The organism is Microcoleus sp. D2_18a_B4 (genome assembly GCF_036702475.1).
GTDB lineage: Bacteria > Cyanobacteriota > Cyanobacteriia > Cyanobacteriales > Microcoleaceae > Microcoleus.
Genome location: NZ_JAUBTL010000009.1, coordinates 138,542 through 152,754, shown reverse-complemented (window position 1 = coordinate 152,754; position 14,213 = coordinate 138,542). Strand labels below are relative to the sequence as shown.

10 protein-coding genes are annotated in these 14,213 nt (G+C 45.0%); 7 read left to right on the top strand and 3 right to left on the bottom strand.

Annotated features, from left to right (window positions below; translation table 11 throughout):
- Positions 1-99 precede the first annotated feature (99 nt).
- Positions 100-3,960, bottom strand: coding sequence for a PAS domain S-box protein (locus tag QUB04_RS08310; protein WP_333283254.1), 3,861 nt, complete (start codon positions 3,958-3,960; stop codon positions 100-102).
- 378 nt (positions 3,961-4,338) lie between these two features.
- Here QUB04_RS08310 and QUB04_RS08305 point away from each other — a divergent pair, with 378 nt between their 5' ends.
- The 3 genes from QUB04_RS08305 to tatC all read left to right on the top strand — a co-directional run bounded on the left by QUB04_RS08305 (position 4,339) and on the right by tatC (position 8,849).
- Positions 4,339-6,513, top strand: coding sequence for an EAL domain-containing protein (locus tag QUB04_RS08305; protein ID WP_333283252.1), 2,175 nt, complete (start codon positions 4,339-4,341; stop codon positions 6,511-6,513).
- A gap of 338 nt (positions 6,514-6,851) precedes the next feature.
- Positions 6,852-7,796 (top strand): NAD(P)-dependent alcohol dehydrogenase, encoded by a 945-nt coding sequence (locus tag QUB04_RS08300; RefSeq protein WP_333283251.1) that lies wholly within the window; start codon positions 6,852-6,854, stop codon positions 7,794-7,796.
- 207 nt (positions 7,797-8,003) lie between these two features.
- Positions 8,004-8,849, top strand: a complete 846-nt coding sequence (gene tatC, locus QUB04_RS08295) for a twin-arginine translocase subunit TatC (RefSeq protein WP_333283249.1) — start codon at positions 8,004-8,006, stop codon at positions 8,847-8,849.
- Between the two features lie 117 nt (positions 8,850-8,966).
- Here tatC and QUB04_RS08290 read toward each other — a convergent pair whose 3' ends face one another.
- Complete coding sequence (locus QUB04_RS08290; protein ID WP_006631236.1) at positions 8,967-9,275, bottom strand: carbon dioxide-concentrating mechanism protein CcmK; 309 nt, start codon at positions 9,273-9,275, stop codon at positions 8,967-8,969.
- An 815-nt stretch (positions 9,276-10,090) separates the two neighbouring features.
- Positions 10,091-10,408 carry a DUF3067 family protein gene (locus tag QUB04_RS08285; RefSeq protein ID WP_190661639.1) on the bottom strand — a complete coding sequence of 106 codons (318 nt, stop codon included), beginning with the start codon at positions 10,406-10,408 and terminating at the stop codon, positions 10,091-10,093.
- A gap of 214 nt (positions 10,409-10,622) precedes the next feature.
- Between QUB04_RS08285 and petC the strand changes: the two genes are divergently transcribed.
- From petC to psbQ, 4 genes are all read left to right on the top strand, one after another.
- Entirely contained in the window at positions 10,623-11,165 is a 543-nt protein-coding gene (gene petC / locus QUB04_RS08280; RefSeq protein ID WP_333283247.1) for a cytochrome b6-f complex iron-sulfur subunit, read from the top strand.
- A 179-nt stretch (positions 11,166-11,344) separates the two neighbouring features.
- Positions 11,345-12,334 (top strand): cytochrome f, encoded by a 990-nt coding sequence (petA, locus tag QUB04_RS08275; RefSeq protein ID WP_333283245.1) that lies wholly within the window; start codon positions 11,345-11,347, stop codon positions 12,332-12,334.
- Positions 12,335-12,608: 274 nt separating this feature from the next.
- The gene (locus tag QUB04_RS08270) at positions 12,609-13,460 is read left to right on the top strand and encodes an alpha/beta fold hydrolase (RefSeq protein ID WP_333283243.1); all 852 of its coding nucleotides are present in this window, start codon (positions 12,609-12,611) and stop codon (positions 13,458-13,460) included.
- A 111-nt stretch (positions 13,461-13,571) separates the two neighbouring features.
- On the top strand, positions 13,572-14,015 hold the full coding sequence (gene psbQ / locus QUB04_RS08265) for a photosystem II protein PsbQ (RefSeq protein WP_333283242.1): 444 nt from the start codon (positions 13,572-13,574) through the stop codon (positions 14,013-14,015).
- The last annotated feature ends 198 nt before the right edge of the window (positions 14,016-14,213 follow it).

Genomic DNA, 14,213 nt, shown 5'->3' with positions numbered 1-14,213 from the left:
CCCGCCCGTCCTTTTTGGACGGGCGGGACGCCCATCCCACAATCTTGTGGAAGTTATTTAATTCTCATTCCTATGGTTCTTTGTCCTTAAACTCGATAACTACAGCGGCTTCGGCAGCAAAGGTCGAATCAGCTCCATAATTCGATCCGAATTAAAATTATTGATATAACCGGTTAGTGCTTGGGACAAACTTGCTTTGGATTCGGGAATTTGTACGAGTAATTCGTTCATAACTTCGGTATCGAGATAGTAAGCGGCTTGATACATTTGTTCTAACCACTGAGGGGGCATCATGGATATATCTTCTACAGACACCGTTTCAACTAATTGTTTTTGTGGAGTTTGTTCTACGACTTCGTAGATATATTGTACTCCCAAATATTTAGCGAGTTTGTCAAAAAGTTCTCTCTGCTGAAATGGCTTGCTTATAAAGTCGTTGCAGCCAGCCATAAGAACTTTCTCTCGATCTTCTTCCAAAACACTGGCAGTTAAAGCAATAATGACAGTTTCTTGGCTCTGAGGGCGTTCTCTAATATATTTAGTAGCTGTGTAGCCATCCACGATCGGCATTCGTATATCCATCAGAATCAGGTGCGGCCGCCAACTCTCCCACAGTGAGAGTGCCTCCACTCCCTGTTTTGCTTCTCTCACCTCAAAACCAACCGAGGTAAGGATCTCGACTAACAAGCGGCGATTTTCTTCTAAATCTTCAACAATAAGAATGCGGTAAGTCGGTTGTCCGGGAGCTAAACCAATTACTCTTTGATTAATTGATTCTGGGGGTAAGGATTCTGCTTGAGGTAACTGTACACCAATCTCAAATGAAAAAGTGCTACCTCGGTGCAAAGTGCTTTTAACCCGAATTTTACCGCCCATGAGTTTGACGAGTTTTTGACTAATTGCTAAACCCAGCCCAGTGCCTTGACTCAAATTATTCCCAGCTTGGGCTTGCACGAATACCTTAAATAATTTATCAATTTCTGTGGGCGCAATTCCCACGCCTGTATCCTCAACTTCAAAATATAGGTGACAGGATGTTTTGTTTCTTTGTGCTGCTCTTACCCGTAGGGTGACGCTTCCTTGATTGGTAAACTTAATCGCATTACCGAGAAGATTGACCAAGACTTGATAGAGTTTTTTCTCGTCGCTATGCACAAATTGAGGAATGTCGGGATCGATCTCGAAAATTAGTTGCAATTCTTTAGATTGGACTTTAACTTGGAACATTTCTTCAATAGAAGTCAGCAAACTTGTCAAATCAAAGTCAGAAGGATTGAGGCTCATCCGTCCGCTCTCTATTTTCGATAAATCTAAAATATCGTTGATCAAGTCCAATAAATGTCTACCGCTACGATTGACAATCTGTAAACGTTCTTGGAGAGAAGGAGTCAGATTTCTCTCATAGCTCATCAATTGCGTGAATCCCAAAATTGAGTTGAGGGGGGTGCGGAGTTCGTGGCTCATATTGGCGAGGAAGACTGTCTTGGCTTGGTTTGCTTCATTTGCCTGATGAAATTCCAACTCCGCTTGTTTGCGATCGCTAATGTCAATTAAATATCCCAAAATTTCTACTGGTGTACCTGAATTATCTCGAATTAGCCTAAGCTGACCGAGCATCCAGCGATAAACTCCATCGGAGCGACGAAAACGGTATTCGTGGAAATAAAAATCATTAACCAATACATTTGCTAAGCCATTAAGCACTGGTTCTACATCATCTGGGTGTAAGTGATTCACCCAAAATTTAGAATCTTCTAAAAACTCGCTGCTTTCGTAGCCCAATATATCTTTGATATTTTCGCTCATGAACGTTGCTCCATAATCGCCCGCAGGTTTACTGCTAAAAATGAGCACGGGGCTGTAGTTTAGAAGAAAGTTGAGGCGATTTGTTGTAGCTTGCAAGGCTTGCTCAGCCAGTTTTAGCTCTGTTGCGTCCTCCTGAACAGCAACATATACAGTTCCGTATTCAGGATGCTCAAACCTGGATGTATGAACTCTGCACCAAAAGAGAGTTCCATCTTTCTTTATATTGTGGACTTCATATTTCGCTTCCCCGGTCTGTTCAATTTGAGTTACGATATCTAGAACGGTTACATCTGGTGTAACCTTTGTATCGACATAATTCAAAACACCAACTGATTGACCGACGAGTTCGCCCTCTGTGTAGCCAAACATAGCGTCAAAGGTAGGATTGGTATAGACGATCATGAGGTCTGAGGCTTTGATTAAACACACTCCTCCTGCCATGTTATTCATGATAACGCTTTGAAGTTCTAGCGTTTTTTGAGCTTCTTTTCGAGCCGTAATTTCTTGTATCTGAGAAATAAAATGCAGCGGCTTTCCCTGTTCATCTTGTACTAGCGAGCCATTAAGAATAATCCAAATAATATGTCCTTGTTTATGGAAATACCGTTTTTCCAGTTGGTAAGTTGAAATTGTTCCTGCTAATAGCTGATGTGCATAACTAAGATCCAGGTCTAAATCGTCGGGATGGGTAATGTCTTGGAAAGTTAACGCTAACAACTCTTCTGAGGAGTACCCAAGAATCTGACATAAGGCAGGATTGACTTTAATCCAGTGCCCATCAAGTGAAACCATCGCCATTCCAATAGACGCATTTTCAAACGCATTCCGAAACTGCTCTTCACTGTTTCGTAATGCCATCTCAATTTGTTGGCGATCGCTAATATCGCGCAGAATAACAGTAAATACCGTTTCGTCTCTCATTTCCAGCTTAGAAATAGAGGCTTCAGCCGAAAACTGCGTTCCATCTTGACGACGAGCCAAAATCTCGCCTCGTTCTCCCATCCTTCGCGCTCTGGTAGAAGACTGTGCAAATTGTTTGATATGCTGCGGGTGTGCATCTCTAAACTGTTCTGGCAGCAGTAAATTCAGTGGCTCCCCTAAAATATCCTCAATTTTATAGCCAAACATCTTTTCTGCCCCTTTATTAAACAGGGTAATGCGTTGAGTGCGATCGACTGAAATAATTGCATCATTGGCGATTTCTAGAATTCCCGCAAAACGAGCCTGCGATTTTTGTAAAGCATCTGTTCGTTCACCCACAAGATTTTCTAAAGTTTCGTTAAGTTTTTTAATTTCTTTTTCCGCTTTTTGGCGCCTGTAATCTATCTGGTTTAAAGAGCGAGCCGTCCCCAAGATGAGAATTGAGAAGGTGACAACCATAACAGTTGAACGCAATGTATAGCCAAAATTAACGTTATACCAACCTAAATTTTGTCCCTGAAGAGTCAACCAGTTCAGTGTCACTGGAAAGATTGTCCCCCAAGGCAGCAACCACCGAACCATTACTCCGCCGACCAGGGGACTGCTTACTACTTGCATTAATCCTTCCTTGGGGCGGAGGCATAAAATTCCTCCATAGAGGATGAAAAAGGTGGCGATCGTGTTTACGGGTTGAGTCGTCGTAATTGTGGCCAAACGTTCAAGAATATCGACATGGAATAGGTGTGCAAATAAAGCTAGTAGAGAAATTAAAGTTGCAACACTACTAAAAATTTGAGCCAACCAAGTATCCCGTTGGGAATTTTGCCCTAACAGTAGCAGTGCTACTCCCATCAGCACAAAATTTAGGGCGGTATTTATGCCCATTCTTCCCGGATAAGGAGTCGCTGAAGACACGAAATCTCGGAAAAGCCACTCATCAATACCCAGCTTCCAACCAAAAATATACTGGCTCAGCGTCAGCAGACCCATGATGATTATCAATCCTGCCATCCCTTGAGCGATGCGATCGTGCAGTCGGGTTCTTTGGTACTGCAACAATCTCAAAGACCCTCCAGCCAGCAAAAAGCAAATTGCCGTGTTTGCTTTCATGGTCGCAGTCATACCGGGAAAACCACTTTTGAGTAGGGAGATGTCAAATTGCCAACCCAGCAGGACTAGACATCCAATTGCAATGACGAGTAGACTTGCCATGTGAGAAATGCGCTTGTTCATAAATCGCCTGCTTGGGTTAAAACCATGTTCTTCTGATGTTACGCGAAGCGAAGAAGGGCAACCACTAGGGGACGGCTGCGGGATCATCTCAATGAAAGCAGCTAAGCTAGAAATTGTAGTTTTGAGGCCCGACGCTGCGAGACAGGAGGAAAGAGGAAGAAGGAAGGAGCCAGAAGAAGTGTTTTTACAAATATGAGATGCTCCCGACTGCCCTTAACCGAACTATTCAGATTTTGTAGGGTAGCGCCCCCTTGCCAGCGCCATATCTGGACTCGCAGGACTTCTTTCTGCCTCAAGTTAGCTTTATAACCTAATACTTCAACTATACTATTGGTGCATAGGCTTATATTCCTCTAGCAGGAAACTAGGGAAATTAGTATGATTGTCGATAGAACTAGCGATAGGGTTAGCGATCGAGCTACAAACTACCGAGGCAATATTTTAATTGTTGACGATCTGCCTGATAACCTGCGTCTGCTCAGGGATACTTTGAGGGCAGAGGGTTATAAAGTTCGCAGTGCTATAACAGGGGCAATGGCGCTCAGAGCCGCCCAATCGCCATCGACGGAGTTAATCTTACTAGACATTAAATTGCCTGATATTGATGGTTATGAAGTTTGCCGAAAATTAAAATCTGACGAGCGCACTGCCGACATTCCAATAATTTTTTTGAGTGCGCTAAATGAAACTTTTAATAAGGTGCAAGGGCTGGCTGCGGGAGGGGTAGATTATATTGCTAAGCCATTTCAAGTCGAAGAAGTATTAGCTCGTGTCGAAACCCACCTAACGATCCGAAGGCTGCAACAAAGCCTCCAAAAGCAGAATTTACGTCTCTTGATAGAAATTGAAGAACGGCAACGTCTCGAAGAGTCTCTCTTTGCCGAAAAGGAATTGGCTCAAGTGACACTGCAATCCATTGGCGATGCCGTCATTACTACTGATGCCCAAGGTAATGTGAGATATTTCAATCCTATAGCTGAGCGACTGACAGGCTGGAAAACTCATGAGGTTCAAGGAGTTCCTTTCTCTACAGTCTTCCTAATTGTCGATCAAGTAACGCGAGAGCCAGTAGAGAATCCTATAAACAAGGCTCTATTAGAGGAGCGAATTGTGACCTTAGCTAACAATACTATTCTGATTGGCCCTGATGGAACCGAGTATCCCATTGCTGACTCGGCAGCACCGATTCGAGACCGCCAAGGTCAAATTATCGGGGCAGTCATGGTCTTTCATGATGTTACGGAATCACGCTATCTCACCCATAAACTCTCTTGGGAAGCCAATCACGACGCCCTGACGGGGTTAATCAACCGTCGCAGATTTGAGCTGCAGTTAGTTGATGCGATCGCCTCTGTTAAAGATAGCAATCAGCAGCACGCTCTCTGTTATTTAGATTTAGATCAGTTTAAAGTCGTTAACGATACCGTAGGTCATATTGCTGGCGATGAGCTACTTCGCCAAATCACCGCACTTATTCAAACGGGAGTCCGTGCTAATGATATGCTGGCTCGCTTGGGAGGTGATGAATTTGGTGTTTTGCTCACTCAATGTTCGCTCTCTCAAGCAACTCAGATTGCGGAAAACCTCAAAGACCTAGTGCATAAGTTTCGGTTTATTTGGAATGGCCAAACCTTTATCATCGGAGTCAGCATTGGAGTTGTTGCTATTGACCAAACCAGCCAAGATTTGAGGGAGCTTCTGGGAGCGGCTGATGCAGCTTGTTATGCCGCCAAAGCCAGAGGCCGCAACTGTGTTCATATTTATAGTCGAGATGATGGCGAACTAATTAAACAACGTGGTGAGAGGCAGTTGATTTCCAAAATCAGCCGAGCGCTGGAAACCAATCATTTTTGTCTCTACTACCAAAAGATTGTCTCTATTACCTCTAAACCATTAGTAGAGCATTATGAGATTTTGCTCAGAATGCTGGACGAAAATGGAAAAATAGTATCTCCCGCTCAGTTTATTCCAGCCGCCGAGCGTTACGGCTTGATAACAGAAATCGATTGTTGGGTCATCGAAAAATTTTTCTCTAACTATCACAAATTGCCGCAGAAAGATGTTCTTAGTCAAGGCTTGTATACGATCAATCTTTCGGGTGGTAGCATTAGTAACCATCAGTTTATGAGGTTTTTAATCGAACAATTTTCTCGCTACCAAGTCCCCCCACAAACCATTGGTTTTGAAATCACGGAAACCGCAGCGATCGCAAACTTTGAGCAAGCCAGATATTTCATGACCGAACTCAAAAAGATTGGCTGTCGCTTTGCTTTAGATGATTTTGGCAGTGGATTGAGTTCGTTTGCTTATCTGATGAATTTACCAGTTGATTATCTAAAAATTGATGGTGCTTTTGTCAAGAACATTAGCCATAATTTGATTTCTCAAGCGCTGGTTGAAGGGTTTAATCGTATTGCCCATGCGATGAATCTGGAAACTATAGCTGAGTTTGTCGAAGACGAGACTATCTTAGAAAAGTTGCGGGAGATTGGAGTAGATTATGCTCAGGGTTATGGGATCGCCCGCCCTGTTCCTATTAACTTTAATCCCTAGTCGATCGCACGCTCGCCAGCGAGCCCGTTGCCGCACGCCTGCGCCCTGTCAATCGATTTTAGATTTTAGATTTTAGATTAAAGAATTGAAGCATTGACCCCACGGATAAATTCGGGGGGCAAGTTTCTCGGATACAGGTTTTTTATTTCTGGGTCCTGAGTCTGCTTTCGGAATGAATCCGGGGGCTTGTATCCTGGATGCTTTCGGTCTGGAGGCCTCCAAGAGTCGATCGCCCGCTGCTACAAGGCTAGCTCAATTTACTGTGCCACATTTAGATCGAATGTGCTGTAATTGTAAAGGATTGAGTCTTCTATTAAAAATAGACCGGGAAATTTGCCATGAAAGCAGTTGCGTTCGATCGCTACGGTTCAGCCGAGGAATTGCAGTACCGAGAATTGGAAAAGCCGATCGCCAAATCCAACGAATTGTTAGTGCGAGTTCGCGCTAGCAGCGTCAATCCCGTAGACTGGAAAATCCGGCAAGGACACCTGCAACTATTAACAGGATTTAACTTTCCTCGAATAGTCGGTTCAGACATATCGGGAGTTGTCGTGGAAGTCGGCCGGGAAGTCACCAAATTTCAACCCGGAGATGAAGTTTATACTTTCTTAAATCCCATCAGTGGCGGTGCTTGTGCCGAATACGCGATCGTGCCCGAATCGGATGCCGCCTTTAAACCGAAAAACATCACTCATGCAGAAGCAGCAGGAGTACCGATCGCAGGTTTAACTGCTTTGCAATCGCTCAGGGATTTGGGCCAAATTCAAGCAGGAAACAAAGTATTGATTAACGGCGCTTCCGGCGGAGTCGGCACTTTTGCCGTGCAAGTTGCGAAAGCAATGAACGCGGAAGTAACGGGAGTTTGCAGCGCTAAAAATAGAGAATTTGTCAAGAGTTTGGGAGCGGATTTTGTTCTGGATTACGCAGAAATTGACTTTACTCAACAAAGCGATAAATATGATATAATCTTGGATGCTGTCGGGACAAGAACATTTGCTGAATGCGAAAAAGTGCTGCAACCAGAGGGAGTTTATATCTCGACTTTGCCGAGTTTCGACAACCTCGCACCGATGTTAACGAGCTGGTTAATATCGGGTAAAAAAGCTAAATTTATTTTAGCCAATGCCAACACTAGCGATTTAGGGGCTTTGCGGGAGTTAATAGAATCCGAGAAAGTTGAGCCGATTGTCGATCGCACTTACAGCTTACAAGAAGTAGCAGCAGCCCACGCTTACAGCGAAACCGGCCGCGCGGTGGGCAAAATTGCGATCGGGATTGAATAATGAAGGCAATACACGGATTTTGATACCCCTAAACGGATTAATTATCGATCGTTCCTTCTGCTGCTGAAGTCAGAATCAAGAATGAAGAAGGAAGTCGGAGCAATTATGAAATAACTATTCCCAATTACCAATTACCAATTTCCAATTACCAATTTTCAATTACCCATTCCCTCTTCCCAATTACCCCTTACCACTTACCCATTTCCTATGACTGCTCCCTCAAACTTGGAGACACCCGAACAAGGTTCCGACAACAACCTCGAAGCAATTAGCCAGGAAAACAGCATTGCACCAATCGCAGGCGGTGCGATGGGTTCTCGCAACTTAGAAAACGAATTTCTAGACGAACTTCCCGACGAAGTTGAAATGTCTTTATTCGACCATCTAGAAGAATTGCGGCAGCGACTTTTCTACTCGCTAATTGCAGTAGTAATCGCTGTAATCGGTTGCTTTTTCACAGTTAAACCCATCGTGCAACTGCTAGAAGTACCGGCCGGCCCCGTCAAGTTTCTGCAACTAGCTCCCGGCGAGTATTTCTTTGTTTCTATCGAAGTAGCCGGATACAGCGGTTTGCTCATCGCCACTCCGTTTATTTTTTACCAGATAGCGCTGTTTGTTCTCCCCGGTTTGACTCGCAAAGAACGCAGGTTGCTGGGGCCTGTGTTTTTCGGTTCGAGTTTCCTATTTTTGGGCGGGTTAGTCTTTGCTTACATCGCTCTGATTCCGGCGGCGCTCAACTTCTTTGTCACCTATGGAGCGGATGTTGTAGAGCAGTTGTGGTCGATCGACAAATACTTTAAATTTGTGCTGTTGTTAATGTTCAGCACCGGCTTAGCTTTTCAAATCCCGATCGTCCAAGTATTGCTCGGCGTTTTGGGCATAGTTTCTTCCAACCAAATGCTCTCCGGCTGGCGGTATGTAGTTTTGGGAGCGGCAGTTTTGGGAGCGGTGTTAACGCCTTCTACTGACCCTTTAACGCAAAGTCTTTTAGGAGGTGCGGTGCTGAGCTTGTATTTTGGCGGCGTTGGTTTGGTAAAGCTTTTAGGGCGCTAAAAACTCCACAGAAAGAGCGATCGACTCGCAGCCAAAAAAATATAGAGACGCGATCGCCCGCGCCTCTATAATTACTAAAACTTAAAATTCAACACCAAAGTTTTGTCAAAACTTTGACTACATTCGGAACTGTTCGACTTCAGGAGTGTAGCCGATCGGCAAAACGTAATCCAGATTCTCGTGGGGACGAGCAATTATGTGATACGATAGCAACTTTCCGCCATCGACCTTTTTAACTGATTCAATTCCAGCAGCAACGGCTGCTTGCACTTCAGAAACATCTCCTCGCACTATAATTGTCCAGTAGGCGCGGGTTATTTTCTCATAGCGAACTAAAGTAACACGGGCTGCTTTCACCATTGAGTCCGCAACTTCTACTGCAGCGGGAAATCCTAAGACTTCAACCATTCCCAGTGCAACACCCATTACAACATTCTCCTAAATTTCACAAGATATCTGACACTCATTGTATTTGATACTCCCCACTGATGAATCAGGGGGATTCTTGATTAGACCACAAAGGGACTTTCAAAGGCGTTATCAATGCACCTCTACCCACTCAGCATGGACGACTCCAAACTTTGCGTATACTTTTAGCTTTTTTCTGCTTTCGGAGTCCATCACTTATGCCAGATAGGTACGCTCCACATTTTGATATTTTTTGTCAGTTAAATAGGCTTCCTGCTCAAAGGCAGTAGTGGCTTACTGTGCCGGAATCTCACCGAGACTAAAATGCTTCAACACGTAGATGGTTATTCTTAATCGCTGCACTTATCATATCATTGCGACTCAAGTTGCGATCATTCCACGGCCACTGAAGTCGCTGCCGCTTTCCTCCTCATGGCTAAAACCAGGGGCTTCTCCCTCGTTTTTTGGTGAAATTGTTGACAGAAATTGGTTCGGATGATTTTGGTAAGCATGAAGGACGATCGCCCAAAATTAAAAAAGCCCCTAAAAAAGCCCCAGAAACTGTTGCAGCATTTAAATCCCACAGCAGGGCGCGCGCAGCAAAGCCCGCCACACAAGACTTTGAATCAAAACACCTGTGCAAATTAGATGCGCCACAGCTTAGTTCCTCACCAGCGGCAAGTCGTATGACAAGCTCGCCGATCGATTTTCGGGACTTTGGGCTCAACTAATCCAGCCGCGGCGCGACACAAAACTTGAGGGAACTCCCCCAGATCCCGGCTGTGCAGTCAATCTAAAATCTAAAATCTAAAATCTAAAATCGACTGAGTGATTCAAAACTCGTCTAGCAACCACTCCGAGGCTCTTTCACCCAAATCTAGAGGAACGCTGACAGCTTTACCCAAGCGCGGGCGATCGCGAGTAGTTACGATATATTCTCTCACCTGTTCTGTGCTCCCCCAGCCGTTGAGGTAATTGGCCACTGCATCCAAATGCTCGAAATAATCAGCCTCCGTCATCGGAAAAGATGCCTGTTCTAGATATTTCCACATAACTTGCACAAAAATCTTGCCTCGTGTTCGCCGCAATCTGATATCGTAAGACTTTCCCCATTTTTCTAGCAGTAGCTGGTGTAAATCCTTGCCCGTCATGGTTGCTCCTGAGTTAATCCATTAAACAATAAAAGACAAAGTTCAAAAAATGTAATAATACTCTAATAAAGGCTGGAAGGCGCATTCTTAAAAGGAATTTTCGCGGCCTAAAATTTGTGCGAGCAGATTAACGGCAATTATCCTCCTTCCTCTGCACGTACAGGTTCGCTAACAGCTAACAAACAAACGTAACTTAAAACCGTAAAGGCAGGTCATGGCTCAATCTTCTGCTGGAAATCCCGATGTTCCCGATATGGGGCGTCGCCAATTTATGAATTTGCTGACGTTCGGTACAGTCACAGGTGTGGCACTGGGCGCACTCTATCCCGTTGTCCAATATTTTGTTCCTCCGTCGAGTGGGGCAGTTGGCGGCGGAGTGACAGCGAAAGATGCTTTGGGTAACGACATCATCGTTAGCGAATATTTGACTTCGCACCCTGCGGGCGATCGCACCTTAGCCCAAGGTCTCAAAGGCGACCCCACCTATGTTGTGGTGAAAGAAGACCAATCAATCGCCGACTACGGCATCAATGCAGTCTGCACTCACTTGGGTTGCGTCGTGCCTTGGAATGTTAGCGAAAACAAGTTTATCTGTCCTTGCCACGGTTCTCAATACAACAATGAGGGTAAAGTGGTGCGCGGCCCCGCGCCTTTGTCTCTGGCCCTGGCCCACGCCACTGTCGCAGACGACAAGATCGCTTTTACAACTTGGAAAGAAACTGATTTCCGCACCGGCGAAGCACCTTGGTGGTCTTAAACTATTTTGGATTTTAGATTTGAGATTTTAGATAGGGGGTGAATGGTGAAAACCACAGATAATTGCATCCCTAAACCAGTCTAATAATCCAAAATCCAAAATCCAAAATCCAAAATCCAAAATCCAAAATCCAAAATCCAAAATCCAAAATTGTCTGACCTTTGAGATTGAATACTCTAATGCCACAAACTAATTTATCTGCGATATTTCGCCGCAGTGCCAGGACGATCGCGAAAACTGCCTTAATTGCGATCGTAGCTGCAGGATTTTTCCTCACCAGCGACATCGCACTTCCCCAAGCAGCATTTGCTTACCCTTTCTGGGCTCAGCAAACAGCACCCGCTACTCCCCGCGAAGCAACAGGCCGCATTGTTTGCGCTAACTGTCACCTCGGTGCAAAAGTGACTGAAGTTGAAGTACCGCAATCTGTTTTGCCTGACACAGTGTTTGAAGCTATTGTCAAGATTCCCTACGATACTAGCGTGCAACAAGTTGTCGGCGACGGCAGCAAAGGTGGCTTGAATATCGGCGCAGTTGTGATGTTGCCCGAAGGTTTCAAGATTGCTCCCGCTGACAGAATTCCCGAAGAAATGAAGGAAAAAGTCGGCGATCTTTACTTCCAACCTTACAGCGAAACCCAAGAAAATATTCTTTTAGTGGGCCCGGTGCCGGGAGAACAGTACAAAGAATTGGTATTCCCAGTTTTGTCGCCGAATCCGGAAACTGACAAGTCGGTTCACTACGGCAAATACCAAATTTATGTCGGAGGCAACCGCGGTCGCGGTCAGGTTTATCCTACTGGCGAAAAGAGCAATAATACTGTTTACAATGCTTCGGTAGCTGGCACCATTTCTAAGATTGCTCAACCTGAAGATGGCGGTTATCAAGTGACAATTCAACCTGCTGAAGGTGCAGCGGTTGTTGATACGATTCCCGCAGGCCCAGAACTGATTGTTACCGAAGGACAAACAGTTGCAGCCGGTGAACTTTTGACGAACAATCCTAATGTGGGCGGCTTCGGTCAAAAAGACGTAGAGATTGTGCTGCAAAGTGCCGATCGTGTTAAAGGATTGATGGCTTTCGTGGCTTTGACCATGCTGGCTCAAATTATGCTGGTTCTCAAGAAGAAACAGGTCGAAAAAGTTCAAGCTGCTGAAATGAATTTCTAAGCGCGGCTGTAATTAGTTGGGTAATACCAATTTAATGTGAAGTTGCACATATCTCGATCCCCCTAAATCCCCCTTAAGAAGGGGGACGAAAGATCGGAATCTTGTCCCCCCCTTAGTAGGGGCGGTGCCCCCGTGCCCGCCCTTGGCTAGGGGGGATCGGATTCTACGGAGCCTCATAAAAAATTGGTATAAGGTGCGGATGTGCACACCCAACTATTAGGTAAGTAGGGCGGGGAATACCCGCCTTATTGTTTGATAAATAACCAGTAAAATAATGTCAATTGATGAGAAAATAGTTGAAGTAGGCCCGCTGCAATGGTTTTATCGGGAAACAAATCCGGTTAACGAAACTGGTAAACTGCCCGTACTGCTGCTGCACGGTTTGCCCTCCCAGAGTTTTACCTGGACTGTAATGATGCCCGATTTGGCGACCCAGGGATTTAGATCGATCGCCCCCGATTGGGTGGGCTACGGGCGATCGACAAAACCAGACAAACGCGACTTTGCCTACACTCCCGATGCTTTTGTTGACGCCCTCGCTGGCTTTATTCAAGCTATAGAATTAGACCGATTTTACCTCGTTGTCCAAGGATTTTTAGCTTCAGCGGGCATTCAATACGCTTTACGCAATCCCGATAAAATTGAGCGTCTAGCCGTCATCAATACACCAGTTTCAGCAGATATCAAATTGCCTTGGAAAATGCAGCAGTTGGGGCTGCCTTTTATTGGCGACATGATGACGCAAGACCCGCTTTTGGTTGACAGAACTCTCGAAGGTGGCAGCCGCCAGACAATATCAGACAAGGATTTAGATGTTTACCGCCGCCCGTTTTTGAAGAGTTCGGATGCAGGTCGATCGCTGATGAATACAGTCCGCAATATTCAATTGCCGCAGTCAATGGCCGAAATTGAATCCGGCTTGAAAGCATGGACTCGACCAACTTTATTTGTCTGGGGTTTGACAGATCCTTGGCTGAGTGTTGAACCTGCTAAAAAGCTAGTCGGTTCCCTGCAAAATGCAGAGTTAGTCACACTGGAACAAGCGGGGCATTATCCTCAAGAACATTGGTCAGAAAAAGTTGGCGATGCTGTGATAACTTTTCTGCGCCGCCAGGAGGTAAAATAATATTTTGTACATAACTCTCGGTGCTAGGTCAGTGAACCAGCTCCTCGCCGAGCTGCATTCGCAGGCAGAGCCTGAGAACGAGAAATCTAAAATCTAAAATCTTAAATCAATATGACTCGTCCCCGTTCAATTTTTGCCTTGATGATGGCGTTTTTGATGGCATTTCTGGTTAGTTGCAGTAGTGTCGAAGCAAAAGTTCCAACGACTTACACAGCAGCCCAGATCCAGCAAATTCAGCGCTATGTTCCTACTCTGACCGAGTTCCGCTCGCGCATGGATAAACTGGGAACCCTAATTCAAAAACGGAATTGGGTTGATACCAGAACTTACATTCACGGGCCTCTAGGCGACTTGCGGAACACCATGAAAACCGTCTCTGGGAGTTTGTTGCCTAGTTCTCAACAACAAGCTGTTGATTTAACTAAGAGTTTGTTTACCGATTTGGTTAACATTGATCTGGCGGCTAAAGAGCTTGACTATGCAAAAGTCACGACCAGCTATCAAAAAGCTGTCAATGATTTCGATACCTTCTTGCAGCTAATTCCTAAAGCTTAATTAGCTTTAACTCACATCTGGCATCCAGAACAGGCAAGATGCCTGTTCCACAAAGAAAGAATCAGTTTTCTTGTGGGGCGTATCATTGTCACAAACAGGCAAGATGCCTGTTCCACAAAGAAAGAATTAGTTTTCTTGTGGGGCGTATCATTGTCAAAAACAGGCAAGATGCCTGTTCCACAAAGAAAGAATTAGTTT

Excerpts from the sequence above, each read along its gene's own strand:
- QUB04_RS08310 (WP_333283254.1), bottom strand. The coding sequence starts at position 3,960 with ATGAACAAGCGCATTTCTCACATGGCAAGTCTACTCGTCATTGCAATT.
- QUB04_RS08305 (WP_333283252.1), top strand. The coding sequence starts at position 4,339 with ATGATTGTCGATAGAACTAGCGATAGGGTTAGCGATCGAGCTACAAAC.
- QUB04_RS08300 (WP_333283251.1), top strand. The coding sequence starts at position 6,852 with ATGAAAGCAGTTGCGTTCGATCGCTACGGTTCAGCCGAGGAATTGCAG.
- tatC (WP_333283249.1), top strand. The coding sequence starts at position 8,004 with ATGACTGCTCCCTCAAACTTGGAGACACCCGAACAAGGTTCCGACAAC.
- QUB04_RS08290 (WP_006631236.1), bottom strand. The coding sequence starts at position 9,275 with ATGGGTGTTGCACTGGGAATGGTTGAAGTCTTAGGATTTCCCGCTGCA.
- QUB04_RS08285 (WP_190661639.1), bottom strand. The coding sequence starts at position 10,408 with ATGACGGGCAAGGATTTACACCAGCTACTGCTAGAAAAATGGGGAAAG.
- petC (WP_333283247.1), top strand. The coding sequence starts at position 10,623 with ATGGCTCAATCTTCTGCTGGAAATCCCGATGTTCCCGATATGGGGCGT.
- petA (WP_333283245.1), top strand. The coding sequence starts at position 11,345 with ATGCCACAAACTAATTTATCTGCGATATTTCGCCGCAGTGCCAGGACG.
- QUB04_RS08270 (WP_333283243.1), top strand. The coding sequence starts at position 12,609 with ATGTCAATTGATGAGAAAATAGTTGAAGTAGGCCCGCTGCAATGGTTT.
- psbQ (WP_333283242.1), top strand. The coding sequence starts at position 13,572 with ATGACTCGTCCCCGTTCAATTTTTGCCTTGATGATGGCGTTTTTGATG.